Origin of the sequence: Dorea sp. AGR2135, assembly GCF_000420885.1 — a bacterium.
Taxonomy (GTDB): Bacteria; Bacillota; Clostridia; order Lachnospirales; family Lachnospiraceae; genus Dorea; species Dorea formicigenerans.
Window position 1 is genome coordinate 1 of record NZ_ATVU01000023.1, and the last position, 26,648, is coordinate 26,648.

Annotated in this window: 21 protein-coding genes and 2 pseudogenes; 2 read left to right on the forward strand and 21 right to left on the reverse strand. The window is 41.0% G+C overall.

Translation table 11 applies throughout. The features are described from left to right. A pseudogene (locus G593_RS0113225) lies at nt 1-435 on the reverse strand (UDP-glucose--hexose-1-phosphate uridylyltransferase); the annotation flags it as partial. A 97-nt stretch (nt 436-532) separates the two neighbouring features. On the opposite strand from G593_RS0113225, the gene G593_RS0113230 reads away from it, so the two are divergent. Then, a complete protein-coding gene (locus tag G593_RS0113230; protein WP_196801975.1) occupies nt 533-796 on the forward strand; it encodes a Mu transposase C-terminal domain-containing protein in 264 nt (87 codons plus the stop codon). Then, nucleotides 786-1,466, forward strand: a complete 681-nt coding sequence (locus G593_RS0113235; protein ID WP_029731995.1) for an ExeA family protein — start codon at nt 786-788, stop codon at nt 1,464-1,466. Before G593_RS0113230 ends, G593_RS0113235 begins: the two co-directional genes overlap by 11 nt. Before the next feature lie 286 nt (nt 1,467-1,752). Here G593_RS0113235 and G593_RS0113240 read toward each other — a convergent pair whose 3' ends face one another. The 20 genes and pseudogenes from G593_RS0113240 to G593_RS0113340 form a co-directional block, all read right to left on the reverse strand. Beyond that, nucleotides 1,753-2,964, reverse strand: a complete 1,212-nt coding sequence (locus G593_RS0113240) for an ABC transporter permease subunit (RefSeq protein WP_029731996.1) — start codon at nt 2,962-2,964, stop codon at nt 1,753-1,755. Nucleotide 2,965: 1 nt separating this feature from the next. Beyond that, nucleotides 2,966-3,841, reverse strand: coding sequence for an ABC transporter ATP-binding protein (locus G593_RS0113245; protein ID WP_005341628.1), 876 nt, complete (start codon nt 3,839-3,841; stop codon nt 2,966-2,968). Next, complete coding sequence (locus G593_RS0113250; protein WP_029731997.1) at nt 3,825-4,586, reverse strand: hypothetical protein; 762 nt, start codon at nt 4,584-4,586, stop codon at nt 3,825-3,827. Before G593_RS0113250 ends, G593_RS0113245 begins: the two co-directional genes overlap by 17 nt. Beyond that, a complete protein-coding gene (locus tag G593_RS0113255; protein ID WP_029731998.1) occupies nt 4,576-5,094 on the reverse strand; it encodes an RNA polymerase sigma factor in 519 nt (172 codons plus the stop codon). The genes G593_RS0113250 and G593_RS0113255 overlap by 11 nt, the downstream gene beginning before the upstream one ends. Nucleotides 5,095-5,393: 299 nt before the next feature. Further along, complete coding sequence (locus G593_RS0113260) at nt 5,394-5,666, reverse strand: hypothetical protein (RefSeq protein WP_005341623.1); 273 nt, start codon at nt 5,664-5,666, stop codon at nt 5,394-5,396. A 22-nt stretch (nt 5,667-5,688) separates the two neighbouring features. Further along, a complete protein-coding gene (locus tag G593_RS20885; protein WP_255348535.1) occupies nt 5,689-6,501 on the reverse strand; it encodes a DUF4368 domain-containing protein in 813 nt (270 codons plus the stop codon). After that, nucleotides 6,481-7,395, reverse strand: a pseudogene (locus G593_RS20890) (recombinase family protein); the annotation flags it as partial. The pseudogene G593_RS20890 and the gene G593_RS20885, both read right to left, overlap by 21 nt. Before the next feature lie 30 nt (nt 7,396-7,425). After that, nucleotides 7,426-7,989 carry a DNA topoisomerase gene (locus G593_RS18680; protein WP_330360859.1) on the reverse strand — a complete coding sequence of 188 codons (564 nt, stop codon included), beginning with the start codon at nt 7,987-7,989 and terminating at the stop codon, nt 7,426-7,428. A gap of 483 nt (nt 7,990-8,472) precedes the next feature. Beyond that, on the reverse strand, nt 8,473-8,994 hold the full coding sequence (locus G593_RS0113285; RefSeq protein ID WP_155961816.1) for a hypothetical protein: 522 nt from the start codon (nt 8,992-8,994) through the stop codon (nt 8,473-8,475). Between the two features lie 354 nt (nt 8,995-9,348). Beyond that, nucleotides 9,349-10,284 (reverse strand): translation elongation factor Ts, encoded by a 936-nt coding sequence (gene tsf, locus G593_RS0113290; RefSeq protein ID WP_005340079.1) that lies wholly within the window; start codon nt 10,282-10,284, stop codon nt 9,349-9,351. Between the two features lie 50 nt (nt 10,285-10,334). After that, nucleotides 10,335-11,084, reverse strand: a complete 750-nt coding sequence (gene rpsB / locus G593_RS0113295) for a 30S ribosomal protein S2 (RefSeq protein WP_022278765.1) — start codon at nt 11,082-11,084, stop codon at nt 10,335-10,337. A gap of 413 nt (nt 11,085-11,497) precedes the next feature. Continuing rightward, complete coding sequence (locus tag G593_RS0113300) at nt 11,498-12,595, reverse strand: coiled-coil domain-containing protein (RefSeq protein ID WP_005340083.1); 1,098 nt, start codon at nt 12,593-12,595, stop codon at nt 11,498-11,500. A 236-nt stretch (nt 12,596-12,831) separates the two neighbouring features. Further along, on the reverse strand, nt 12,832-13,965 hold the full coding sequence (locus G593_RS0113305; RefSeq protein WP_029732002.1) for a coiled-coil domain-containing protein: 1,134 nt from the start codon (nt 13,963-13,965) through the stop codon (nt 12,832-12,834). A 199-nt stretch (nt 13,966-14,164) separates the two neighbouring features. After that, nucleotides 14,165-15,664, reverse strand: coding sequence for a glutamate synthase subunit beta (locus G593_RS0113310; protein WP_005340097.1), 1,500 nt, complete (start codon nt 15,662-15,664; stop codon nt 14,165-14,167). A gap of 12 nt (nt 15,665-15,676) precedes the next feature. Next, complete coding sequence (gene gltB, locus G593_RS0113315; protein ID WP_005340099.1) at nt 15,677-20,215, reverse strand: glutamate synthase large subunit; 4,539 nt, start codon at nt 20,213-20,215, stop codon at nt 15,677-15,679. 135 nt (nt 20,216-20,350) lie between these two features. Then, nucleotides 20,351-21,256: a CPBP family intramembrane glutamic endopeptidase gene (locus G593_RS0113320; RefSeq protein ID WP_029732005.1), complete on the reverse strand. Its 906-nt coding sequence runs from the start codon at nt 21,254-21,256 to the stop codon at nt 20,351-20,353. 110 nt (nt 21,257-21,366) lie between these two features. After that, complete coding sequence (locus G593_RS0113325) at nt 21,367-22,383, reverse strand: tRNA dihydrouridine synthase (protein WP_029732006.1); 1,017 nt, start codon at nt 22,381-22,383, stop codon at nt 21,367-21,369. Nucleotides 22,384-22,478: 95 nt separating this feature from the next. Next, nucleotides 22,479-23,555, reverse strand: a complete 1,077-nt coding sequence (gene rsmH, locus G593_RS0113330; RefSeq protein ID WP_022278760.1) for a 16S rRNA (cytosine(1402)-N(4))-methyltransferase RsmH — start codon at nt 23,553-23,555, stop codon at nt 22,479-22,481. A gap of 121 nt (nt 23,556-23,676) precedes the next feature. After that, nucleotides 23,677-25,017, reverse strand: a complete 1,341-nt coding sequence (locus G593_RS0113335; RefSeq protein ID WP_029732007.1) for a uracil-xanthine permease family protein — start codon at nt 25,015-25,017, stop codon at nt 23,677-23,679. 124 nt (nt 25,018-25,141) lie between these two features. Further along, nucleotides 25,142-26,626, reverse strand: a complete 1,485-nt coding sequence (locus G593_RS0113340; protein WP_044994462.1) for a DUF512 domain-containing protein — start codon at nt 26,624-26,626, stop codon at nt 25,142-25,144. Between the last annotated feature and the right edge of the window lie 22 nt (nt 26,627-26,648).

Consider the following 26,648-nt stretch of genomic DNA (forward strand, 5'->3'; position numbering starts at 1 on the left):
AATTGCCATCGGAATATGCTTTTCATTAAAGATAATGCAATGTTCATTGTAATACACATATGGTGAATACTGTAAATAATACTGCTCTCCACACAGAGTGATTGGTATAATCCTGTGGTTTTGTCTTGCCGGTTGTGAGAGGTGACCTGCATACCCTTCGTTTTCCCTGCAAAGCAGGCACGCCGGGTATCCAGATTTTTTTGCAGTTCCATCTTTTGCAATATCCCTTGGATCTTTTTCTGATTTTGACAAGTTAATTGTGATATCCATCTTGCCAAATTCTGTATCAGTCTCCCACTTTTCATCCTTTATAATCCGATCTGTGCGGATATAGTTTGTTGCCTGGCTGAAATGATAATAAAATTCAGTTGCTGCCTTTGGGGATGAATTTAAGGAACTTCTCGCAGCATATATTCGGAAACATAACACAACCATACATTCTGCTACAGGAAAAACGCCTCTTTCACGTTATCTCCACAGTGTGCATCCGATCAGAAAGCCAAAATCCCCGGAATGGCTGGATGAATGCTTTTTGAATCGTACAACCCGTAGGATATCCAGAGATGCAACATTGGAATTAGACTGCAGGTGTTATGATGCCCCAATGCAGTTGATTGGACAGAAAGTAGAAGTACGTTATCTGCCGGATGATCCAGAAAAAGTATGGGTATTCTCAGAAGGGAAAAGATATCAGGCTCGTCTGACAAATCGAATTGAAAATGGAAAAACAAAACGTGAGAATCAAGTAGCGATTGATTATAGCACAGCCCTTGGAGGTGGAAAGAATGTACACTGATTTTTATGGCTTAAGTTTTAATCCTTTTGATAAACAGATGGTAAAAGAAAAAGATGCATTTGAGTCGGAAGATTTCCGTGAAATGACAGCGCGATTAGAGTACTTGAAAGAAATCCGGGGAATCGGAGTTTTTACAGCTAGTCCAGGGATGGGGAAAACATTTGCCCTGAGATTTTTTGCGAAAGGGCTGAATCCCAACCTATACCAATGTGCATATCTATGCCTGTCAACAGTAAGTGTGCAGGAATTCTACAGGCAGTTATGTGAGGCTTTGGGATTAGAATCAGGGTTTGGAAAAAGCCAGATGTTCCGGTCGATTCAGGAGAGACTGTATTATCTGTATAAAGAAAAAAGGCAGCCATTTATCTGCATTCTGGATGAAGCGCAGTATTTAAGCAGTAACATCTTAAGAGACTTAAAAATGCTAATGAACCAGAAATATGATTCTGTAAACTGCTTTTCATTGATTCTTTGTGGTGAGCCTTATCTGAATCACATTTTAGAGAAGCAGGTAAATGAAGCACTGCGTCAGAGAATTGTAGTACATTATAATTTTCATGGATTGACAGATCAGGAAGTACCAGATTATATCAGAAAGAAGATTCGAGCAGCCGGAGGAAGGAAAGACATCATAGATACCGCAGCAATCAACAACCAGACATTGAGCTGATAAAGTGCAAGAAAAGAGGCATGATTGTGTCGTTGAGATGCGATTGTGCTTTTTTTCTGTAAAAGTTGGCGATTATAAAGTGTCGCTCGACAGTATTTCATTCCAACGGTTTACTACAATTAAATACCACTCCTCCGAAACTGGAATACTATGTAAATTCCCTAATCGAGAAGGAAATTCGTGAAATAGATTACATAGTATCAAAAGCAAGTAAACTATGATAATTCCTCTCAACCATTTCCCTCGCAACTTATTTTTTTATCTCTTTTCTTTGCCATATTGTTATTTATGCCTTCATCCTTCTTGACCAGCTCTTTATAGCGAATGGCATACATAGAATACCAATCAAGACAGGAATAGTAATAAGTAGATATGGTGACCAGATAAGCTTCCCAAAAATACGAAAAGTATTAGTTCTGAAAATATCTGTTGAACTTCCTACCAATGGTATTAAATCCAATGCTTTTTGCATTTCATAAGGAAGATATTCTGCAATCATCATTGGTCCGTATACAACAGCCAGACTAAGCAGTAAGGTAAGTACATTATTTTTTACAGCCGCTGATATAAACATAACAATTCCAGCAAAACCTATTGCTCCAAGCAATACAAAAGCATATTCATAAATTTCTGCCTGCAGCATATTCATAGGTGCAACAGCAATCAGCTTGATATTCTGAATCGGCATATCCCATCCGGCAGTTCCCATAAAAAACAACTGTGATATAACACTTGAAACAGCAAGTAATACAAATAACTCCACTGTAAACGCTAAACCAGTAAGAATTTTGGCAAGAGCGATTTTCCCCCAACCATTTCGAGTCGTCAATACTAATGCGCTTGTATTATCATGCCATTCGCCAGCAAATAAAGAGGATAAAACAATACCGAGAAACAAAGCCATCACAACTCCCAGATCCGCAACCGTACTACCAAGAAGCGTTGACCATCCTTCTACCCACTCATAATGAAATGGTTTTTCTACCTTCCTCTCTATCTGATGTAAAAACTCTTTTTCAGCTCCTACCTGACCACTGACCTCCAAAAACTCATCAAGCACCTGCTGTCTTCTTTCATAGAAGCCTGTTAACTTATCCGGATCAACATAACTTATCATCGTTTTATAATTACTGGTATCTCGAAGCTCCGGATACAATGTTCCGAGCCAACTATTAACTATCTGCCAGTCTGTCTTTTCCAGTTCTTCCTCCATACCGTCAGCTTCCATTTGCTGATAATCACTTACTATTTGCTGCAAGGTTTCATCCGTCAATTCTCCACCAAATGAAAGTGCATATTCCTGACTATCCTTTATTACTGTATATCCATCAAAATTATTGCCAAAAGCGCTTGTATAGTCATCTGAACTGCCAAAACCGAACCATTGAAACGAAAGTATGCTGCCAAAAATTACACAATAAACAAAACACAACAACACACATATTTTAACGATTTTCTTTCGCCATAACTTTTTATGCTCTAACCAAAATAGCTCCATTCTATTTCACTCCTTCCTCTGTCGGAAAATAAAATAAATAAAGATCTTCCAATGTAGCTTCACAAGGAACCGCTCGCTCACTAGGCATATTGTCTGAAATAATACGCAATATAATTTCTTTTCCTTCATGCCGTAAATTAGCAACCGTTGTTTTTGTCTGCCATTGTCTAGCTTCTTGTGGAGAAACAGAAAGTTCCCAAACCTTACCATTTGCCTTGTGAATCAACTCTGGAACCGTACCCTGCAATATAAATTTTCCTTTTTTCATCAATAGCACTTCATCTGCTATTGCTTCTATATCCGATACAATATGTGTGGAAAGAATCACAATTTTATCACCTGCATACTCTGAGAGCAGATTACGAAAACGGACACGCTCTTTCGGATCAAGTCCTGCAGTCGGCTCATCCAAAATCAAAATTTTCGGATTATTAAGTAACGCCTGTGCAATTCCTACTCTTTGTTTCATACCACCGGAAAAAGTTTTTACTTTTTTGTTTGCCACATGGCTTAAATCAACTACTTCCAACAATTCAGTCACACGTTTTTTTGCAACCTTCTTCGGTATTCCTTTCAGTGCTGCAATATACATTAAGAACTCCACCGCAGTATAATTTGGATAATATCCAAAATCCTGTGGTAAATAACCCAACACATTCCGGTAATCTGCCCCCATCGAAGTTACTTCTTTTCCATCCAGCAATACCTCCCCTGAGGTTGACTCCAAAATAGCACATAGCATACGCATCAATGTTGTTTTACCTGCACCGTTAGCCCCCAAAAGACCATATACTCCCGGCTTTAAGGTTGCACTAACACAATCTACCGCTATTTTTCTGCCATACTGTTTTGTTAAACGATCAAGCGACAATTCCATACATTTTTCCTTCCTTTCTCATCTCTGCAATATAATGAATTTCATTTATAAAGAACATAGCAAAAATCAAAAATGTAACAATCCACACCCCCACTGCTGATGTTTCATATAACCATGGCAATATTCTTGCTGACATACCCCAACAAATGCAGGAACCCAGCATTACAATCGCACATATCTGTAAACTCTGTTTCTTTTGCAAACGGATCAAACGTAGCAACGCAACCATACACACTAAGTACGGAACCAGGCAGTATAGGACCATCTGTCCAATCTCTTTATAAGAATTTTGCAAATAAACTTCCATACACAAAAGAATTGTTATACACACCAAATTAGCTGCCCCGACCAAAACCAGCTTTGCTAACGTGATTTGGGCACCAGAAGCTCTTGTTACCGCTTCAATCTCGCTCATTCCATAATACTGGCTTTTAAAAATTGCTGGTATGATAGCCAATACAAACAGCGGCATAAAAATTGGTATATTCTTTGGCACGTCTGCAATGCTGGCAATCGTTAAACAAACTATAAATAACGTTACTGCCTGCAAACCAAATATTGGAATACCTTCAAAGCGAAATACATCTGAAAGATAGTGAAAGAAACCTGTCCTCGGTTCTGCCCTAGTCACTTCCTGTTCTCGTACAATTTCAGTGCAAAGCTTAATCGTTTCCTCTAATCTTTTAGGATGTACTTCCTCTCCTAAAGATTGCTTTAAATAGCCCTTCAAATTTTTATCTTTCATTTTCCTGCTCCTTTCTCATAATTTTTAAAGCATTACGAACCCTGCTTTGTGCTGTTCGCATATTGCATCCCATCACTTTTGCAATCTCTCCAAAACTAAGTTGTTCTCCAAAGCGTAGAATGACTGCTTCCCTTTGTTCTGATGATAAAAAATTCAAAAAATAGCTTATCTCTGCCCTATCCTCTAGCCGAACTATGTCGTTATACTCATGCACTATATTTTCTTCATCTTCTAATGGAGAAAACCCAACCTTCCTGCTTTCATCAATACATAAATGATTTGCAATCGTGTATACATAAGCCTTAAACTTCTTTTTCCCTTTATATCCGGATAAATTCTTAAACAACTTCAAAAATGTTTCCTGAGTCAGGTCTTCTGCTTTTTCCAGATTAGAGCAATGCCACCTACAGTAACGTAAAATAGATGTATAATAGCGTTTTATCAATTCTTCTGCTGCATTTTCATTTCCAAGTAGAATCTGTTCCACTAATTCGTCATCACTCAACACGCATCAGACTCCTTTCCATTGAATATCTGTATATATATAATAACGGGTTATGCACTTAAAATGATTAAAAGATTCCTCATTTTTTCTTTTTTGCCCATCCTAGACACTGCGATACCCTCCTTCAAAATGTTCAAATTATGTAGCCTTTTTTCGTTTTTTATGCCCTTTAATCGTATCAAAAGATATGCAAGGCATATTTCCCTGTCACTTCATCAGGAACGCCTTAAATCGTCAATTTCCTGTCAGGAAAGGCAATCAGTGTTCAAACCGATTGCCCCCTCAGATGTTGTGACACTTTCTTATTCCGTCTGTATCTGCCGGAATGCTGCTTCAAAATGTGCTAAAGCCTTATCCACAATCCAGCAGAATTTCCATTTATCCAACAAGTGATGATACAAGTCCTCTGCATTGTCGTAGTTGGAATTATTCTCAAAATATCCATCCATGTAATACTCCAGTACAATAAAGCCGAACCTAACATCATATACCACACACATATCTCCCAATTCATCCATCATACTGCGGAACAGTTCCACAACCTTTGTACACTTTCTGATTTCTTCCTGTTTCATAAGCTCTCTATCCTCCATACCCTTAACCGTTTACTGTGACTTCCTTTGATTTCTGTTCTTCCCCTGCGATACGCTTTCTCCGCTTTTCCATGTATCTGCGGTTATATTCTGCTTTTTTTGCCCTGCGTACTTTCAGCTTTTCATGCTCTGCAATTTCTTCCGCAGTCGGTTCTTTTACAGGCAGTTCAAACTTCCCGATAAAGTTCAGGTAAATCTCCACTTCCTGTACCCTTTCTCCGCTGGAATAATCCGCTTCATGGACAAGTATCTTTTCCACAAATTCATTCAGCATGGGGGTAGTTAATTCACTGAAATCCGTATAGCGTTTCACAAGTTCTATAAATTTGTCTGCCCGGACTGTATCACTCTCATATTTTTCAATCTCGGCTTTGGCATTTTCCATAGATATTTCAATGGTGTCCTGTGCAATTTTTCGCTTTAAAGACCTTATGCTCTCTTTCTGCTTGTCTCTCGAAGAGGAATATATCCTGTTGATAAATTCCTCCTCATTGGTAATCACATAATCACTGACCGCTTTGATGGTTTCCAGCACCAGCTTTCTTACAACCTCTGTCCGGATATAATGCTGGCTGCACTGTTTGTCATAACTCTGTCTGCTTAAGTTATAGGTGGAGCAGTTATACTCATCACGATCCGGTCTGCGTTTTCCGTTTAATTCCCCTTTCCAATTTCTTGCCCTTCCTGCTCCGCCACGATGGTTGTACATTTTAGCACCGCAATCAGCACAATACAAAAGCTCCGTAAACGGATTGGCTTCGCCGACTGTATCCGTCCTGCGGACGGTCTTTCTCAGTTCCTGCACCTTATTCCACATTTCTTCAGAAACGATTGCTTCCTGTGTATTCTTGAAAATAACCCAGTCCTCTTTTGGTGTCTTTTTTGCCCTCTTATCCTTGTAGGACTCTTTCTAAGAGCGGAAATTTACGGTATGTCCCATATACTCCGGCTTGGAAAGAATATCCCTCACCGTTGCCCCACGCCACACATAAGGGGTTGCAGTATTATTGTTGGAACGGCAGGTTCCAAGTCCCCGCTTGGCAAGATAATAGGATGGACACTCGATTTGTTCCTCCGAAAGTATCCTTGCAATCTCATAGGGTCCTTTCCCCTCCAGAGACATCCGGTATATCCTGCGTACCACCTCGGCAGCTTCTTCATCAATTATCCACTGGTTTTTATCTTCCTCACTTTTCTGGTAACCGTAAATGGCATTATTGGTGGTGTGTTTTCCCTTCATTCCCCTTGCACGAAGCACCGTAGTCACTTTCCGGCTGGAGTCATGAATGTACCACTCATTCATGATGTTTAGAAACGGGGCGAACTCACTGCTCTCTCTTTTCTGATTATCAACTCCGTTTGCAATCGCAATAAAGTGGACTTCCTTTTCCTTGAACATGACCTCCGTATAAAAGCCCACCTGCAGATAGTCACGCCCTATCCGGCTCATATCCTTTACAATAACTGTGCCAATGCTTCCGTCCTCAATTCCTGCTATCATTCTTTTCCAGTCCGGTCTGTCAAATGAACCGCTGGAATAACCGTCATCTGTGAAATGCTCTATGTTAGTATAGCCATTCTGTTTTGCATAATCCTCAAGCATCTTCTTCTGGTTGACGATACTGTTACTGTCCCCTACCATTTCATCATCACGAGAAAGTCTTTCGTAGAGGGCAGTAATCTTTTCATTTTCTGCTTTTTTTGTTCTCATTTTTTGTCCTTTCTTGTGCTTTTTTCTTAACTACCCTTTACAATATAAGTCCTCCGGATAGTGTTTCGGCGGTGAAGTTTTCCATTCACGGAGACTTGCTGACACAGTTTCAAAAGTCTGTCCTTCCTTCAGCACAGGGAGAGCGGCATCTTCGTTTTCTCTATGTTCCGTTTCACTCTGCCTGATACTCATACGGTGAATCCGTTCCACCTCTTTCCAGCCGGACTGTAAGATGGTCTTTCCTCTTGCTGTAAAAGTATATCCCTGGCAGTCCAACATAGCGGTGACCGCTTCAAACCGATTTGCCTGCGTTGTGGCACAAAGCAGTCTGACGGCAAGCAGGGTAAGCACGTCCCTCTCCCTGGAAGGAAGCTCTGACAGGTCTGTCCGTGCAATCTCCACAGTTGGGATGATGGCATGGTGGTCGGTCACTTTGCTGTCGTCTGTTACCCGGTCAATATCCGGCTCGCCGGCACAGCCTTTTTCGAAGGGCATATTGTCACGCAGCCACAGGATTATGGAAGCGGCAGTTGCCTGCATGCCCTTCGTCAAATACTGGCTGTCCGTTCTCGGATAGGTTGGATACCGATTCAGTAATTCTTTTCTCTTTGCACAAAAAGTCTGATATTCCTCCTGTTCTTTTTGCTAACTATAACAAGTTTCTCAGGAGAAAACGACTGTGCGATTTTCACATTCAATCTGCCAGAAACTCTCTGGCAGACTGAATCCTTTCTACCGCTCACGCTCTTTTTTCTTTTGTTCCGGTTCTATCTCCACTCCTTCTCCATCGTCCAACAAGGGCAATTACTTTACACTTAGTCATATGGCTTCCTCCTTCCTCGAAAAATTTAATAGCCAATCCTTTTTACGGGACGGGCTATGTATAAAAATGAGCATGAAAAAAGCCGACTGATTTTCAATTTGAATCAATCGGCTATGTAATATATTCTATTTTACATTTTTCAAGATATTCAATTTCTCGAAAATCTTTTTCTTCACGAAAACGTTCTGGAATATTTCCAAATATTGTCTTATAAATTTCAGCAGACCCTTCTGTATATTCTTCAACTTTATGTGTTAATTTCTTTTTACTTGCTCTTGAAATGTTTCTGATTGTCGTGGAAGCCATTCATTCATAATTTGAAATGCATTATATTTCTCCAGTCTATCAAAACATACTCCCATTGTTTCTATGATTTCTTTTATCCGCATTTTCTCTTTTGAGGGAATAATAATATACCTCTTTTTTACACATTCACTAATTCTATATTCATTATATTCTACTGGAATAAGCTTACTTTTATACCAATATTCATGTGTAAGTGCAGCATCATCAACCAAACCATTTAAATATAACTGTTCCCATGAAATTAACTGTTCATCATTTTCATCAACGACTATCTTATAAACTTTAACATCTAGCGTATCTTCTTGAAAATACTTATATATCTCCAATGCACGCAAGCATTGAATAATACTTGGTGCCAAACATATTCTATTTGTTTTAACTTCTTCCCCTATAGAAGTATCTCCTGGTATTCGTGGAATCAGTATTTCCTGTGTTGGCTTATTAAATAATGTTACATGATATAAAATCAATTCTATTCCCCTTTTTACTACTAGATGGTTCTTTATGCAAATAATCGAAAATCTGTTCCTCATTATAATCTCTCTTTTTTAATATTTCAATTTATTATTTTCCACGATAGCTTATGAAAAGTTGGGGAATCCTACGCTATCATACATCAAAAGTTGGGGAAATATTGGGTAATTACACTACTCCCCAACTTTTACCCAATTCCATGCATAAATAGCGATAATTTACGATAAGTCAAAATTTATTCCCCAATACGCAAAAAAACCTTGAATCATCCCATTTTCATAGGAAATTCAAGGTTTTTCGTTGATTTACATGATAATCATACGGTTCAAATTCTTATGCGAACTGTAAGATTATGCGTTCATCTGAGCTGCAACTTCTGCTGCAAAGTCCTCATTCTTTTTCTCAAGACCTTCACCAGTCTCGAAACGAACGAATCTCTTAAGCTCTACAGGTGTTCCAACTTCTTTGGATACCATCTCAAGATACTTAGCAACTGTCTCTTTGTTCTCAGCTTTTACATACTCCTGCTCTAACAGGCAGATCTCTTTGAGCTCTTTTGCAAGACGTCCAGTAATCATCTTCTCGATGATGTTCTCTGGCTTGTTAGCATTCTTAGGATCATTCTTAGCCTGAGCGATAAGAATCTCTTTCTCGTGCTCTTTGTACTCTTCCGGTACATCATCAGTAGATACATACTTCGGATTCAGAGCTGCTACCTGCATAGCAACGTTCTTAAGAGCCTCTTTAACTCTCTCGTCATCGCTCTCTGTCTTAGCTTCTACTAAAACACCGATCTTTCCTGCTGCGTGGATGTAAGATACAACGATTCCATCCTCAGATACGATTTTCTCAAATCTTCTGATGTTCATGTTCTCACCAATCTTAGCGATCATAGCTGCAAGTTTCTCATCTACTGTCATAGATGTATCAAGTGCCCATTTCTCAGCCTTGAATGCATCGATATCAGCTGCATCTGTGTCTGCTGCCTGCTCAACAACTTCTTTAACAAATGTCTGGAATACTTCATTCTTTGCTACGAAGTCTGTCTCAGCATTAACTTCTACGATTGCTGCAACTTTATCACCATCTTTGATAGTTGTTGCTACAAGTCCTTCAGCGGCAATTCTTCCTGCTTTCTTCTCAGCAGTAGCAAGTCCCTTCTCACGAAGGAATTCAATAGCTTTGTCAAAATCACCATCTGTTGCAGAAAGTGCCTTTTTGCAGTCCATCATTCCTGCTCCGGTCATCTCTCTTAATTCTTTTACCATACTAGCTGTAACTGCCATCTTTTTTGTCCTCCAATTAATTAATGTAATTAATCAATATTATCTGGTTCTTACTCTTCTGTTGCCTCTGCTACTTCTTCAGCTGCTTCAGCCTCCTCGTATACGTCAGCGCCAGCCTCGCCCTGATTAGCTTCGATAACAGCATCTGCCATCTTAGAAACGATCAATTTTACTGCACGGATTGCATCGTCATTTCCTGGGATAACATAGTCAAGCTCTTCTGGATCACAGTTTGTATCAGCGATACCGATAAGTGGAATTCCAAGTGTGTGAGCCTCCTGAACACAGATTCTCTCTTTCTTAGGATCTACTACGAAGATAGCATCCGGGATTTTCTTCATCTCTTTGATTCCGCCAAGGTTCTTCTCAAGTTTCTCCCACTCTTTTTTGATCTGGATAACTTCTTTCTTAGGCAGTACATCAAATGTTCCATCCTCAGACATTCTCTCAATCTCTTTGAGACGGGCAATTCTGCTCTTGATTGTCTTGAAGTTTGTAAGCATTCCTCCAAGCCATCTCTCATTTACATAATACATTCCGCAGCGCTCTGCTTCTACTTTGATTGCATCCTGAGCCTGTTTCTTTGTTCCTACGAAAAGGATTGTTCCGCCCTGTGCTGCAATATCAGATACTGCATAGTAAGCCTCATCAACTTTTCCTACAGATTTCTGTAAGTCGATGATATAGATACCATTTCTCTCTGTGTAGATGTAAGGAGCCATCTTAGGGTTCCATCTTCTTGTCTGATGTCCAAAGTGAACACCTGCTTCTAAAAGCTGCTTCATTGAAATAACGCTCATGTTTCTTTCCTCCAATTGGTTTTTTTACTTCCGCACCGGTATACGTCCTTGAAACCAGTCTCTTTCTTTTGACTGGCACCGTCTCAGACAGCCATGTGCGTGCTTTTTTGCGACCTTAAAATGATATCATAAAACCCTTGCGAATGCAAGGGTTTTTCAAAAACATCATATTAGATTTTTGTATATTTTATATTTTCAAATGTGACTCACCTATGGTTCAAATATGACTCAATTCAAGAATGCCTCGGAGTTTTTATATCATGGAAATTGTAATTTTCTAAAGATGTTGGGGGCAAAAGCCCCAACTATGATTCCTGCGGATTGTTCCGTGCTTTGCACTCCCACTGGCATCATGATATTAAAAATGCCAGGATTCAAAAGAAATCCTGGCAAATAAATTCAATATTCTTTTATTAAGGACGTACGATTCTCATATTAGAAGGGACACTTGCTACTTTTACTACATCACCTGTATGTGGTGCATGGATCATCTGACCATTTCCAATGTAAATTCCACAGTGTCCGGATCTTACACACACATCTCCAGGCTGTGGGTTACTCACTGTCGGAAGGGCATTCAATGACGCTGATGTGCAGGAACGTGAATATCTACCTGTCAGGCAGAAACCTACAAGACCTGAACAGTCAAAGGAATTCGGTCCTGTCGCTCCCCATACATACGGTTTTCCAAGTGCAGAATACGCACGGGACACTGCGTCTCCTGATACATAACTTGGAGCATTGTTGCTTGTTCCTTTATTGGAACTATTTCCCTTATTGCTATTACTTGAGCTATTGCTTGATGAGCTGGAAGAATTATTCCTGTTCGATGCAGCCTGCTGTCTTGCTGTTTCTGCTGCCGCTGCCTGTCTTGCTGCTTCTTCCTGCTGTCTCTTCAGCTCTTCTTCCGCCGCCTTACGCTCAGCTTCTTCGATCTGCTGATTCAGATCAGACACCTCTGCCTGTTTAGATGCGATCAGGTTATCAAGTTTCGACTCCTGCGACTCATACTCTGTCTGCATACTTTCAAGCTGTGACTGTTCTTCTTCCAATTGATCTTTCAGATCAGAAATCTTCTGCTTTGTCTCTACGTACTCCTGTAATTTCTGTCTGTCGTAATTATGTACATTACTTACATATTCCGCTTTGTTGACCATATCAGAGAAATCCTCTGAACCAACTAAGCTTTCTACAGCACTCTGATCACCAGCTTCGTACATATACTTAATACGAACCTTCATATCTGCATACTGTTTCTGTTCTTCTGCCTCGGCATCTTCCAGATCTGACTGTGCCTGAATAATCTCTTCACCTTTACTGCTAAGTTGAGACTCCAGCTCCGTAATCTTTCCCACTACTGTATTAAGCTGTGTCTGGAGTGAACTTACTTCATTCTGTGCGGACTCTTTGCTCTTTTTCAAATCGTCAACAGATGGATCTGCAAAAACCGGTGTCACAAGTACAGAACTGGCAACTGCCGCCGCCAGAATTCTCTTACCTATTTTGTTCATATTCATCTTCCCTCTTTTAATTATTTTTCTTTCGAAAACGCCCCATCGTTATTATACACATTTTTCATAGTTTACGCAACCCGCTACAAATTTGACGCAATCTTTATCATTTTGTGTTCATTTTTTTACCATTTCAGATACAATTCCATCAAATATGTCTAGATATGATCCTGTATATGACAAATGCCAGTCCTTTCAAAAAAACTGGCATTAAATTATTCATTTTCTTATATACTTTATGGACGAACGTACCACATATTAGATGGTACTGCAGATATTTTCACTACATCTCCTGTGTGTGGTGCATGAATCATCTGACCTCCACCTATATAAACACCTACATGCCCAACTCTTACACAAATATCTCCTGGCTGTGGATTACTTACCTTAGTCAATCCAACGAAATCACTGGAGCTATATGTATGTGAATATCTTCCTGTCAGACAGAAACTTACAAGTCCGGAACAATCGAAAGAATTCGGTCCTGCCGCTCCCCATACATACGGTTTTCCAAGTGCTGAATATGCACGGGATACTGTACTTCCGGATACGTAACTACCAGAACTGCTGCTTGATGATGAACTGCTGTTTCCTTTGTTACTGGAACTGCTTGGATTCGAGCTGCTGTTGCCTTTATTACTATTGGAGCTGCTTGAACTATTGGAGTTGCCAGAATTACTATTCGTTGTTGTACTATTCTGAGATGCTGCCTGAAGTTGTTTCTGTCTTTCCTCTTCTGCTTTCTTCTGACGCTCTTCCTCTTCTTTCGCCGCCTTCTCTGCCGCTTCCTGAATCTGTGAATCAAGATCTGCTACTTCTGCCTGTTTTGAATCAATCAGAGTTGTCAGATTAGACTCTTCTGTCTCATATTCTGTCTGCATGCTCTCAAGCTGTGACTGCTCTGTCTCAAGCTGTTCCTTCAGATCAGCAATCTTCTGCTTAGTTGCAACATATTCTTCCAGCTTGTCGCGATCATATCCATGTACACTTTGAACATACTCAGCTTTACTTAACAGATCCGAAAAATCTTCTGAGCTTACCAGTGATTCAAGCGCTGTTGCATCACCAGCCTCATACATATACTTGATGCGAAGCTTCATAGCCGCATACTGTGTCTTCTCGTCTTCCTGTGCCTGCTCCAGATCTGCCTGCGCCTGAATAATCTCTTCACCCTTTGTTGTAAGATCAGCTTCCAATTGAGTAATCTTACTTACAATACTCTGAAGCTGTGACTGAAGTGAGTTCACTTCACTTTGCGCTGATGCCTTACTCTTCTGAAGATCATCTACTGAAGGTGCTGCCAAAACCGGTGTAACTACTAAACTGCTCGTAATTAATGCTGCCAGTATTCTTCTTCCAAATTTATTCATATAAAAACTTCCTCACTCAAATGTATACAATTTTATATAGTTTTGCTACTACATCTAGATGTTATTATACATGAGTCAGTACATATTTGCAATATTTTTTAACATTTTTGTAACATTTGGACCAGTCAAGCCATGCAGGAAAATAAATATGGGGTGAGAAATCAAGCTTGTTTGAAGTTCTCACCCGATACTTATTTTGTTACTGTACATTCATATTCGTATATCCCATCAGGCTGACATCGATTTCCTGTGCGGCTTCTCTTCCTTCGCGGATTGCCCATACAACCAGTGACTGACCTCTGTGCATATCTCCCGCTGTGAACACCCGCTCCACATTTGTATGATACTCACCTGCCGGTGTTGCCACATTTGTACGCGCATTGACTTCCACGCCAAATGCTTTTGTCACATATTCTTCACTTCCAAGAAATCCTGCTGCAATAAGTACAAGATCTGCCTGTACTGTATACTCAGTTCCCGGTATCTCAGTCATCATCATGCGTCCGGTTTTCTCGTCTTTCTTCGGCTCCAGCTTCACAAGTGTGACCTTGCAGAGATTTCCTTCCTTATCTTTGATGAACTCTTTGACCGTTGTCTGATATACACGCGGATCATGTCCGAAGACTGCCGCTGCTTCTTCCTGGCCATAGTCTGTTTTGCAGACTTTTGGCCACTCCGGCCACGGGTTGTTATCTGCACGAGTGTCTGGTGCTTTGGGCATCATTTCTACTTGAAGAACAGATTTTGCGCCATGTCTCATAGAAGTTCCGATACAGTCATTTCCCGTATCACCTCCGCCAATAACGATAACGTGTTTTCCCTTTGCAGAAATGTATGTGCCATCCACCAGTTTCATATCATTTGCCCACAATGCTTTTGTCGTGGACTTCAGGAAATCGACTGCAAAATAAATTCCTTTTGCGTCCCGTCCCGGTGCTTTAATATCTCTTGGATGAGAAGCTCCACAGCAGAGAACTACACGGTCAAACTCTTTTAATATAGAAGAAGCTTTTTTGTCTTTACCAATATTGCAATTTGTTACAAACGTAATTCCTTCTTCTTCCATAATATTTACCTTACGGTCAATATACTGTTTTTCCAGTTTCATGTTTGGAATTCCGTAACGAAGAAGTCCTCCGACTTTGTCTTCCCGTTCAAACACTGTCACGCTATGTCCTCTGCGGTTCAGCATATCTGCCACAGCAAGTCCAGACGGTCCTGATCCCACAACAGCTACTTTCTTTCCGGTTCTGACTTTCACCGGTCTTGCCGCAGCGTATCCTTTTTCGTAAGCATTTTCAATAATACTGTACTCATTCGCTTTTGATGATACTGCATTTCCGTTGAGTCCACATGTACATGCTGCCTCACAAAGTGCAGGACATACCCTGGAAGTGAATTCCGGAAAATTATTCGTCTTTTTTAACCTATAATAAGCCTCTTCCCAGTTGCCGTGGTAAATCAGATCATTCCACTCCGGCACCAGGTTATGGAGAGGGCAGCCACTTGCCATCCCCATAATCATCTGTCCTGCCTGGCAGAACGGAACGCCACACGCCATACATCTTGCACCTTGGCGCTCCTGTTCTTCTTTTGACAAAGGTGTGTGGAATTCGCGGAAATGCTTGATTCGCTCCTTCGGTGACTCTGCCGGCTTATCCTGTCTTTCATATTCCATAAATCCTGTTGGTTTTCCCACGTTGTCCGCCCCCTATCTTCTTCCTTCTTTAATTGCGTAAAATGCTTCAATTCTAGCTTGCTCACTGCTCATGCCCTGTTCTTCCATCTGAACGATAGTAGAAAGCATTTTCTCGTAATCAATCGGAATGATTTTCTTAAATTTCGGCAGATAATCGGTAAAGTGATCCAGAATTTCTTTTCCGCTCTCAGAATTCGTATAAGCCACATGCTCTTCGATCATTTCTTTCAACTCGTTGATTTCAAACTTCGAAGTCACTCGTTCAATATTTACCATCTGCTTATTAATATTCTTATAAAGATCACTGTTCAGATCCAGTACATAAGCGACACCGCCGCTCATTCCGGCTGCAAAGTTCTTTCCAGTCTTGCCAAGAACAACAACGCATCCGCCGGTCATGTACTCACATCCATGATCACCAACACCTTCTACAACTGCTTTTGCTCCAGAGTTTCGGACTGCAAAACGCTCACCTGCCACACCATTGATAAAAGCTTTACCACTGGTTGCTCCGTAAAGTGCAACATTTCCTATTATAATATTCTCTTCGTGTTTAAATGTAACACCCTTCGGTGGATACACGATCAGTTTTCCGCCTGAAAGACCTTTACCAAAATAATCATTGCCGTCTCCTACAAGTTCCAGTGTCAGACCCTTTGGAATAAATGCACCAAATGATTGACCGCCTGCTCCGGTACATTTGATCACATAACTGTCTTCCTCTACGCCTTCCGGATATCTTCTTGTAATTTCTGATCCGAAAATTGTTCCAAATGTACGGTTGGTGTTCGTGACATCGACTTCCAGGCTTCTCTTCTGATGCTTTTCAAGTGCCGGAAGCAGTTCTTTTACAAGGACTCTTTCGTCCAGCGTCTTCTCCAGTTCGAAATCATAAATCTTCTTTGGATTATAAGTCATTGGTGTCTTTGTTCCCTCATAAGGGTTTTGCAGGATCTGGCTTAAATCCAGTGTTGCTGCACGATCAGATGTCGGCACTTCTTTGACTTTCAGAAGGTCAGTCCTTCCAACCAGTTCATCAATCGTACGAACACCTAATTTTGCCATATATTCGCGCAGATTCTGTGCGATGAATCTCATAAAGTTGATGACGTATTCCGGTTTTCCGCGGAAGTTCTTGCGAAGTTCCGGATTCTGTGTTGCCACACCAACCGGACATGTATCCAAATTACATACCCGCATCATAACACATCCCATAGTTACAAGTGGTGCTGTCGCAAATCCAAATTCCTCTGCTCCAAGGATTGCTGCAATTGCCACGTCACGACCACTCATCAATTTTCCATCTGTCTCAATACGGACACGTTCACGCAGTCCATTTTGGATCAACGTCTGATGTGTTTCCGCAAGTCCAAGCTCCCAAGGAAGTCCTGCATTGTGGATAGAACTCTTAGCCGCCGCTCCGGTTCCTCCGTCATATCCAGAGATCAGGATCAGTCCGGCTCCTGCTTTTGCAACACCGGCTGCGACAGTTCCAACACCTGCTTCAGATACAAGTTTTACGGAAATCCTTGCGTCTTTATTTGCATTTTTACAGTCATAAATGAGCTGTGCCAGATCCTCGATAGAGTAAATATCGTGATGCGGTGGTGGTGAAATCAGGCTGACACCTGGCGTAGAATGTCTTGTCTTGGCAATCCACGGATAGACCTTTCCTCCTGGAAGATGTCCACCTTCTCCTGGTTTTGCACCCTGTGCCATTTTAATCTGAATCTCTTTTGCGCTGACAAGATATCTGCTCGTTACACCAAATCGTCCGGAAGCGACTTGCTTAATTGCAGAACATTTTTCTGTATCCAGACGCTCGATTTCTTCACCGCCTTCACCACTGTTGGATTTACCATGCAGACGGTTCATGGCGATTGCAAGCGTCTCATGTGCCTCCTTGGAAATGGATCCGTAGGACATAGCACCTGTCTTGAATCGCTGAACGATTTCATCCACACTCTCTACTTCTTCAATCGGAATACCTTTCTTCGGATAATTAAAATCAAGCTGACCTCGCAGATTAATGTGGGCACCTTCTTCATTTACCATATCTGTGTACTGCTTAAACATTTCATAATTGCCAAGTCTTGTAGACTGTTGAAGCATATGGATCGTACGTGGATTGTACAGATGTTCCTCGCCACAGCTTCTGGATTTGTGTTGTCCGAGACTGTCCAGTGTCAGATCTACTTCCAGTCCAAGTGGATCGAATGCCTGAGAATGTCTTGCAAGATAATCCTGTGCAATCTCCTCAATACCGATGCCGCCAACACGGCTGACTGTATCTGTAAAATATCTGTTAATAAATTCTTCTTTTAATCCAATGGCCTCGAAAATCTTTGCTCCCTGATAAGACTGAATTGTGGAAATACCCATTTTAGAAGCAATTTTTACAATGCCGCTTAAGATTCCGTGATTGTAATCATCAACTGCAGCGTAATAATCTTTCTGCAGCATACCTGTATCAATAAGCTGACGGATTGTCTCATGTGCAAGATATGGATTGACTGCGCATGCTCCATATCCAAGTAATGTCGCAAAATGATGTACTTCTCTTGGCTCTCCAGTCTCAAGAATGATTGCAACGGAAGTTCTCTTCTTCGTGCGCACCAGATGCTGTTGCAGTCCGGACAATGCCAGAAGTGACGGCATAGCCACATGATACTCGTCAACACCACGGTCAGAAAGGATCAAAATATTCGCTCCGTCACGGATTGCACGATCTACTTCGATAAACAGGTAATCCATTGCTTTTTCCAGACTGGAATTTTTATAATAAATAGTCGGAATCTCTGCAATTTTGAATCCATCCTGTTTCATGTTCTTAATCTTCAGAAGGTCAACATTTGTAAGGATCGGATTATTGACCTTGAGCATCTTGCAGTTTTCTGCTTTTTCTTCCAGAAGATTTCCGTCTGCTCCGATGTATACAGTCGTGGATGTTACCACTTCCTCACGGATTGCGTCAATCGGCGGATTCGTAACTTGTGCAAATAACTGTTTAAAATAATCGAACAGGTTCTGATGCTTATCCGAAAGTACCGCAAGTGGTATATCAATACCCATGGCAGCAGTTCCTTCTCCACCGTTGAGTGCCATATTTTTGATAGAAGTTTCTACTTCCTCATAAGAATAACCAAATGCTTTCTGAAGTCTCTTAAGATCCTCTGGTTTGTAGGTCGGTACTAACTGATTCGGAATTTTCAGATTCTTAAGCTCAATCAAATTGCTGTCCAGCCACTCACCATAAGGCTGTCTGTCCGCATACATTTCTTTCAGCTCTTCGTCTCCGATGACACGTCCCTGAACCGTATCGACCAGAAGCATTTTACCTGGGCGAAGTCTTTCTTTTACTATGATTTTCTCTGGTGCAATATCCATAACTCCGACCTCAGATGATAAAATCAACTGATCATCATCTGTAATGTAATATCTGGACGGACGAAGTCCGTTTCTATCAAGAACTGCTCCCATACAATCTCCATCACTGAACAGAATTGACGCCGGACCATCCCATGGTTCCATCATTGTTGCATAGTACTGATAGAAATCTTTCTTCTTCTGGGACATGCTCTTATTATTTGCCCACGGCTCCGGAATAGAAATCATAACTGCCAGCGGAAGTTCCATGCCACTCATGACCATAAATTCAATGGCATTGTCAAGCATAGCGGAGTCAGAACCTGTGGCATTGATTGCCGGAAGGACTTTGTGAAGTTCTCCTTTTAAAGCTTCAGATTCCATATTTTCCTCTCTTGCCTGCATCTTATCCCGGTTACCACGGATTGTATTAATCTCGCCGTTGTGTACAATAAAACGGTTCGGATGTGCTCTCTCCCAGCTTGGATTCGTGTTCGTACTGAATCTGGAATGAACCAGTGCAATGGCAGATTCATAATCCTTATCCTGAAGATCTGCAAAAAAGAGACGTAACTGATCTACCAGAAACATTCCCTTATAAGCAATCGTTCTGCTTGACAGTGAAGCTACATAAGTATCATCGCTGCTCTGCTCAAAGACACGGCGTACCACATACAGACGTCTGTCGAAGTCAATTCCTTTTTCAACCTTTTCCGGCCGCTTGATAAATCCCTGCATGATGCATGGCATACACTCTACTGCACGACTTCCAAGCACATCCGGATGTACCGGTACTTCTCGCCAGCCCAGGAATTCCATTCCTTCTTTTTCCACAATCACTTCAAAGATATTCTTTGCCTGATTTCTTTTCAGTTCGTCCTGAGGGAAGAAAAACATACCTACGCCGTAATCTCTCTCAGAGCCTAAAAAGATGCCGAAAGGTTTACAGACTTTGGTGAAAAACTTGTGAGAAATCTGTAACAGAATTCCTACTCCATCACCTGTCTTACCTTCGGCATCTTTGCCCGCTCTATGTTCTAATTGTTCCACAATCTTTAATGCATTCGCCACGGTATCGTGACTTTTCTGGCCCTTGATATTGACGATTGCTCCAATACCACAGTTATCGTGTTCAAACGAAGGACGATACAAGCCAGCATTTTTCTGTCGCTGTTGCCCGTTCATAATATCTGAGTCCTTTCTTACATTTTTTTATTTTTTCCTACTATACACCCATTTTTCAAATTTGTAAATAAAAACTTCTTTTTAAATTGTCAGATAATTAGACGTTTTACGATTGCAAAAGGAGTAGTCTGATAACTACCCCTCGTTTTGGCTATTATTTTTAGTTGTATCTGTGTTCAATCTCTGAATCATAACATAAATACTTGATGTAATAAATGCACATAACACTGTTGAAATTCCGACACGCATCGGATCTTTGAACAACCAGTCGAACCATTGGAACTGCGTTCCAACCACTGACAGGATATTCGCTGTAATATGCGCAAGTATCGGTGCTTTCACAGAACCATATTTTTCATACACATAACAGAACATCATGCCCATGATAAAACCATAAAGTCCCTGGACAAGATTGCCATGGGTAAATGCAAATACGAGTGATGAATACAAAGCCGCTGCCCAAAACGGTGAAGTATAACGTAATCTTTTATAGACAAGTCCTCTGTACACCAGTTCTTCACATGTCGGCATCAAAATTCCAAGCACGAGAATCTGCACTGCAAATCCCTGTCCGTATAAAGTCTGCATTGTATCGGAATAAGTTTCACTCGCTGCTGACAGATTACTTAAAAATATCAGATTATTAAGCCCAAGTGCCATAACTGCAAACATCACTATAATTGCAATATATTTCCAAATTGACGCTTTTTCCGTTACAATCCCAAGCTCTTTTTCTTTTCTGCTGTCTCTGTGAAATAAAAATAACATGACTGGAATCGTAATCAGCGCTGCCACGCCCTCAATATAAACAGCCCAGTTCATTAGCTCATTTGTGATCTGATCATATAATTTGCCGGACTGTGCTGTACTCTGCGCAATCTGCATCATCGCATCTGCATCTCCACCTGTCATCTGCATCAGATGTACGCCTGCAAGAAGTGATACCGCCGCCATATATACAAGATATGCAATTCCCAGTTTGATAAGCACAGATCCCCAGATATACCAGAAGCCTCTCCTGCCTCTTGTTTTCTGTTCCATCTATTTACTTCCTTTCCTTTTGCTGCTGATCCACTTTTCATTGTACCTTCACCGAAAACTCCTCTATTCGGCACGATGTTAATTGTACTTCTTTTCTACAGCATATGCAATTAAAAAAGTATGAAATCTTCCAACGCTTCCCGGCTGGCACTGTCGTAATCTGCCATACTCTGAGATTTCCGGATCCTTTTCAGCGCCTTCTTCGCTTCCGGAGCGTTCTGTCCCATATATGCCCACAGCTCTTTTAACTTAAATAACGTATTTTTCTCACCCATTCCCACTTCCAGATAATCACATTTAATCTGTTCAAGAAATGCATGGATTTCCTTTTTATATCTGTCTGCACTCTGCATTTTTCGTAACGTTTCTTCTTTTTTCCACTCAGTCACATCTATATCAGTTGTCTTTTTCACATCTGTTTTTTCTCTCATACGGATAAGATCAAGCAGAGCCGGATTCATTAAAATCCCTCTTCCAAGCATAAAGGTATCTACCTTCGGAAATTCCCGTTTCATCTCTTCATAACTTTCTGGCGTAAAAATATCTCCGTTATAGCAAAGCGGAATCTTACTTTCCTCCACCGCGTCATGAAACGCGCCAAGATTCGGTTGATTTTTATAAAAATCCTTCTGTACCCGCGGATGAATAATCAGTTCCTCTACCAGATACTGATTGTAAATATCAAGAAGCCGCGCAAATTCTTCCGGATCATCTTTTCCAATTCTTGTCTTAATAGAAATTTTCACATCACATTTTTTAAAAATCTCATCCAAAAACCGGTCCAATCCGTCCGGATCTGCAAGAAATCCAGAACCACGCCCTTTAGACACAACTGTCTTTGAAGGGCAGCCCAGATTCAGATTCACCTCTTCATAGCCATAGACCTTCAGTTTCTCAACCGTATGTAAAAATGACTCCGCCTGATTACTCATAATCTGTGGCACAAGATTCATGCCCGGACTGTGCTCTGGCATCACATCATTCTTCTCCTTCATACTGAACCCCTTCTTCGTATGTGGTACCAGAAAGGGCGTAAAATACTTATCCATCGGTGCAAAATGCTGATGATAAGCCCGACGATATATATAAGTTGTAATCCCCTCAAGCGGAGCAAGGTAATACTTCATAAAAAATCCTTCCCATTTTTATTCACAATGCACAAAGGCGACACCGCAAATCAATGATGGGGACGTAGTACTTTAACATTTCACTACGTCCTTTGTTAAATAATTGCCCATCTCATTTTCGTGCATTTTGCGCGTGGATTTCTTGCGCATTCCTGTGCTGATGGACGAATCACGTCTTTACAGATTTCGCTGTAAATTCCTGCTTTTTTTCCTTCTTTAAAAGCTCGTTTCACAAGTCTGTCTTCCCCGGAATGAAAGGTCAGGATTGCAATTCTTCCACCTGGGTTCATGACTTGTGGCAGTTTATCTAAGAATGCATATAACACTTCAAATTCCTGGTTCACGTCGATGCGAAGTGCCTGGAATGTTCTCTGACATGATTTCTTGACTGCCTCTTTTTTCTCTTTCTCCGGAAGAAATGTCAGAGCTTCTTCGATTGCTTCTTTTAATTCTGTTGTAGTTTCCGGAGATTTCCCGTGTTTTCTCCAATTCATCAGCACTTCTGTTATCTCTGCTGCGTATGGTTCATCAGAGTTTTCCACCAGCATTCCTTCTATTTCTTCTGCGTCCATGCTTTTCAAACGCTGTGCCGCGCTTTCTCCTTTTTGTGGGTTCATGCGCAGATCCAAAGGTCCGTCAAATTTGTAAGTAAAACCGCGTTCCGGGTTATCGATCTGCATAGAGGATACACCAAGATCTGCCAGTACAAAGTCAAACTTTCCATGTTCTTCTGCCACTTTGTCAATGTCTGCAAAATTGCATAATTTCACAGTCAAAATATCTTCTCCATATCCAAGATCACGCAGTCTCTTTTTTGTCTTCTCGGACTCAATCGGATCTACGTCAAGACCATAAATGTGACCATGTCCTTCCAGCTTTTCCAACATCTTTCTTGTGTGTCCGCCATAGCCAAGTGTTGCATCCAGTCCTTGCTGTCCCGGTTTGATGTCCAGAAAATCCAGAATCTCCTGCACACAAATGGAAATATGCATACCTGCCGGAGTGCTGCCCTTTCCTATGACTTTTTCAATCGTATCCCCATATTTTTCAGGATTTAATTCCTTATATTTTTCTTCATACTTTTTCGGATGCGTCCCGGAATAACGCTTTCTTCTCTTATGAGGCTTTTGCCCCTGTTTTCCTGATTCTTGTCCGCTTTTTTGTTCTTCCATATTCACATTCTCCAACAAACTGTTACTTTCCCTAAAATCATTCAAGTCAAACATTACAAAACGGAGGTCTTCAAAAAAGGGTTACCCTCTTTTAAAAACCCCCGTCCAACAAACTCAAAATCTACTTCTTTGCTTTTGGCAGAGTTAAGTTTAACACAATCGCTACGATAGTTGCAAGAACTACCGGTGATTTTCCAAATATAGTCATTACCCAGTCCGGGAACTGTGCCAGTGATGCACTTGCCTGAGTCACACCCATGCCGACTGCAACTGCAAGTCCAACAACTGTTGTATTGCGGAAATCCATCGGCTCTGTTGTAATCAGCTTCATACCTGTCATTGCAATTGATGCAAATACAGAAATTGTTGCACCTCCCAGCACGCAATAAGGAATCGTAGTCAGTATTGATGAAAATTTCGGGATCAATCCGGCCGCCATCAGAATCGCAGCAGCAATTCCAAGCACTCTGCGGCTGATACCTTTTGTTGTAGATACAATACCTACATTCTGGCTGTAAGTTGCTGTCGGAAGTCCACCGAAAAATGCGCAAAAAATATTGCTGATTCCATAGCCTACAATACCACCGGATAATTCCGTATCTGTCGGCATACGATCCATAGAACCTGTTGTAGTTGCAGAGAAATCTCCAATTGCCTGCACAGAGTTAATAGCAAACAAAATACCAAGTGCTACGCAAGATGAAGGCTCAAACTTAATTCCAAAATGCATCGGCTTCGGAAGCTGGAAGATTGCCGCTTGTGCAAGGGAAGAAAAATCTACCATTCCAAAACAAAGTGCTACAATATATCCACCAATAATTCCAATTAAGATAGATGCCAGTTTCCAGATACCTTTTCCAAAATGATTAAGTGTCGTTACAATAATCAATGTAATAATTGCTACGAGCCAGTTCTTCCATGAACCGTAATTTTCACTGCTGGCTCCTCCGGCCATATAATTGATTGCGGTCGGATACAAAGATAATCCAATAGAAAACACTACCGTACCGGTAATAAGTGGCGGGAAGAACTTGCGGATCCTCTTAATATTTAATCCCACTAAAAGTGCAATGATACCACCAACAATCTGCGCTCCAAGAATCGTTGCAATATCAAAATCCGCAGCAATTGCCTGCATACTTGGCACATATGCGAAACTGATTCCCATCATGACCGGAAGTCCTGCTCCGATAGTGAACCATTTTGTCTTAATAAACGAAAATAACTGAATCAATGTCGTCAATGCAGACATCACAAGTGCTGCCTGAATAAGAATCACAGAATCTTCCTGTGAAAGACCTGCTACGCCTGCCACGATAATAGAAGGCGTTACGCAGCCGACGATCATAGCCAGTACGTGCTGTATCGCAAGTGGCAGTGATTGTCCAATGGAAGGCTTCCCGTAAAAATCAAACAATGCTTTGTCCATCTGAACAGACTGTTTTGCTTCTTTTGTATTCATTCTTTTCCTCCTGAGTCATTTTTTCAACTCATATATTATATAATGCAACGCTTCTATTTGGGCACCCTCTGGCTCATTACTTTTTTTAATGTTATTTTTTAGTCATACTTATTTTTCAATTACATTATCTGTCATACGCCTTTACATAGACAAAATTATCATTGGTACGCTCCATACTATATTCCGGATTCAGAATTGCCTCGACAAAATCTCCTCCACCAGATTCTATTGGAATAAGCCGCATTCCGAGCTTCTGTTCCACGTCTTCCACAGTCCAGTCATCCAAAAATACCCTTTCTCCGGTACGAAGCATGTTACATGGAATAATGAGATCTTCTCCTAATCCATGCACATTTTTATCAGCACTTCCTATGTTATCCACAAATTTCTTCGCATCAGAGATCTTTCCCACAAAATGTTTCCTACTATTCTCCTGGTACTCTTTTATCTGAGCAGTCAGATCCTGTCCGGTAATCAGTCCGGATACGGTAATTGTCTCACCAAAGAAATCATTCCTTATGGCAAATACATGGATCTGAAGTCCCGGAAATGCCTCCATCATACGCTCTGCAAATGAACAAATGGTTGCGTAAGTCAATTTTCCGGTCGCGATTGTGACCGTGCGCTTCATTTCTTCACGCATTTTGAGGTATCCAGGATTGCTTTTCACCTGCTCAAGCGCTTCCGCGAATTCTGTAATGAAAAGCCGCATCATACCGACACCATTTTCCAACTGGATATATCCGTCATACCGCTCTTCTTCCGGAAAATCACGTCCAGCGGTAATATACCATTCATCGCTTGCATGCATAAAATGAAGTCCATATTCTTCATAATATTTTTTCTGACGGCTCTCGATCATATCAATAATCTCTCCAGCCTCTTCTTTCGTAAAAAGTTCCAGCGGATAAAGATTGTCTCTGTACTTCGTGATACCCGCAGGCACAACAGAGACACTGCGCATAAACGGAAGATATTTTGACAGATCGTCCATCGTGCGTTCCAGCTCTTTTCCATCATTCACACCTTTACAACACACAATCTGACCATTCATCTCCACATGACCTTCATAAAGCTGATCTAAAAATTTCAACTTTTCTCCTGCAAATCGGTTATTCAGCATTTTACAGCGAAGTTCCGGGTTCGTAGTCTGCACGGAAATGTTGATCGGCGCCAGCTGCATCTTGATAATGCGGTCTACATCCTTTTCTTTCATATTAGTCAGCGTAATATAATTCCCCTGTAAGAAAGAAAGTCTGGAATCATCATCTTTAAAATATAAGGTCTCTCGCATATTCGGCGGCATCTGATCAATAAAACAAAAAATGCATTTATTGCTGCATGATTTGTAATCACTCATCAACTGATTCTCGAATTCGATGCCAAGATCGTCATCGTAATCCTTGTCGATTTCCAGAGCCCATTCTTCTCCATCCGGTTTGCGAATAAGCACTTCTATATATTCGTCCTTTATCATATAACGATAATCAAACACATCTTCAATTGACTGATTATTGATCGACAGCAGTACATCTCCCGGTTCAATCTCCAATTCTTCTGCGATGGAGCCCGGATAGACTTCCTTAATCAAATGTTCTACCTTCTTCATCTGGATTCCATCCTCCTTTCTT

Coding starts and splice junctions, on each gene's coding strand:
- G593_RS0113235 (WP_029731995.1), top strand. CDS start 786: ATGTACACTGATTTTTATGGCTTAAGTTTTAATCCTTTTGATAAACAG.
- G593_RS0113240 (WP_029731996.1), bottom strand. CDS start 2,964: ATGGAGCTATTTTGGTTAGAGCATAAAAAGTTATGGCGAAAGAAAATC.
- G593_RS0113245 (WP_005341628.1), bottom strand. CDS start 3,841: ATGGAATTGTCGCTTGATCGTTTAACAAAACAGTATGGCAGAAAAATA.
- G593_RS0113250 (WP_029731997.1), bottom strand. CDS start 4,586: ATGAAAGATAAAAATTTGAAGGGCTATTTAAAGCAATCTTTAGGAGAG.
- G593_RS0113260 (WP_005341623.1), bottom strand. CDS start 5,666: ATGAAACAGGAAGAAATCAGAAAGTGTACAAAGGTTGTGGAACTGTTC.
- G593_RS20885 (WP_255348535.1), bottom strand. CDS start 6,501: ATGTGGAATAAGGTGCAGGAACTGAGAAAGACCGTCCGCAGGACGGAT.
- tsf (WP_005340079.1), bottom strand. CDS start 10,284: ATGGCAGTTACAGCTAGTATGGTAAAAGAATTAAGAGAGATGACCGGA.
- rpsB (WP_022278765.1), bottom strand. CDS start 11,084: ATGAGCGTTATTTCAATGAAGCAGCTTTTAGAAGCAGGTGTTCACTTT.
- G593_RS0113300 (WP_005340083.1), bottom strand. CDS start 12,595: ATGAACAAAATAGGTAAGAGAATTCTGGCGGCGGCAGTTGCCAGTTCT.
- G593_RS0113305 (WP_029732002.1), bottom strand. CDS start 13,965: ATGAATAAATTTGGAAGAAGAATACTGGCAGCATTAATTACGAGCAGT.
- gltB (WP_005340099.1), bottom strand. CDS start 20,215: ATGAACGGGCAACAGCGACAGAAAAATGCTGGCTTGTATCGTCCTTCG.
- G593_RS0113320 (WP_029732005.1), bottom strand. CDS start 21,256: ATGGAACAGAAAACAAGAGGCAGGAGAGGCTTCTGGTATATCTGGGGA.
- G593_RS0113325 (WP_029732006.1), bottom strand. CDS start 22,383: ATGAAGTATTACCTTGCTCCGCTTGAGGGGATTACAACTTATATATAT.
- rsmH (WP_022278760.1), bottom strand. CDS start 23,555: ATGGAAGAACAAAAAAGCGGACAAGAATCAGGAAAACAGGGGCAAAAG.
- G593_RS0113335 (WP_029732007.1), bottom strand. CDS start 25,017: ATGAATACAAAAGAAGCAAAACAGTCTGTTCAGATGGACAAAGCATTG.
- G593_RS0113340 (WP_044994462.1), bottom strand. CDS start 26,626: ATGAAGAAGGTAGAACATTTGATTAAGGAAGTCTATCCGGGCTCCATC.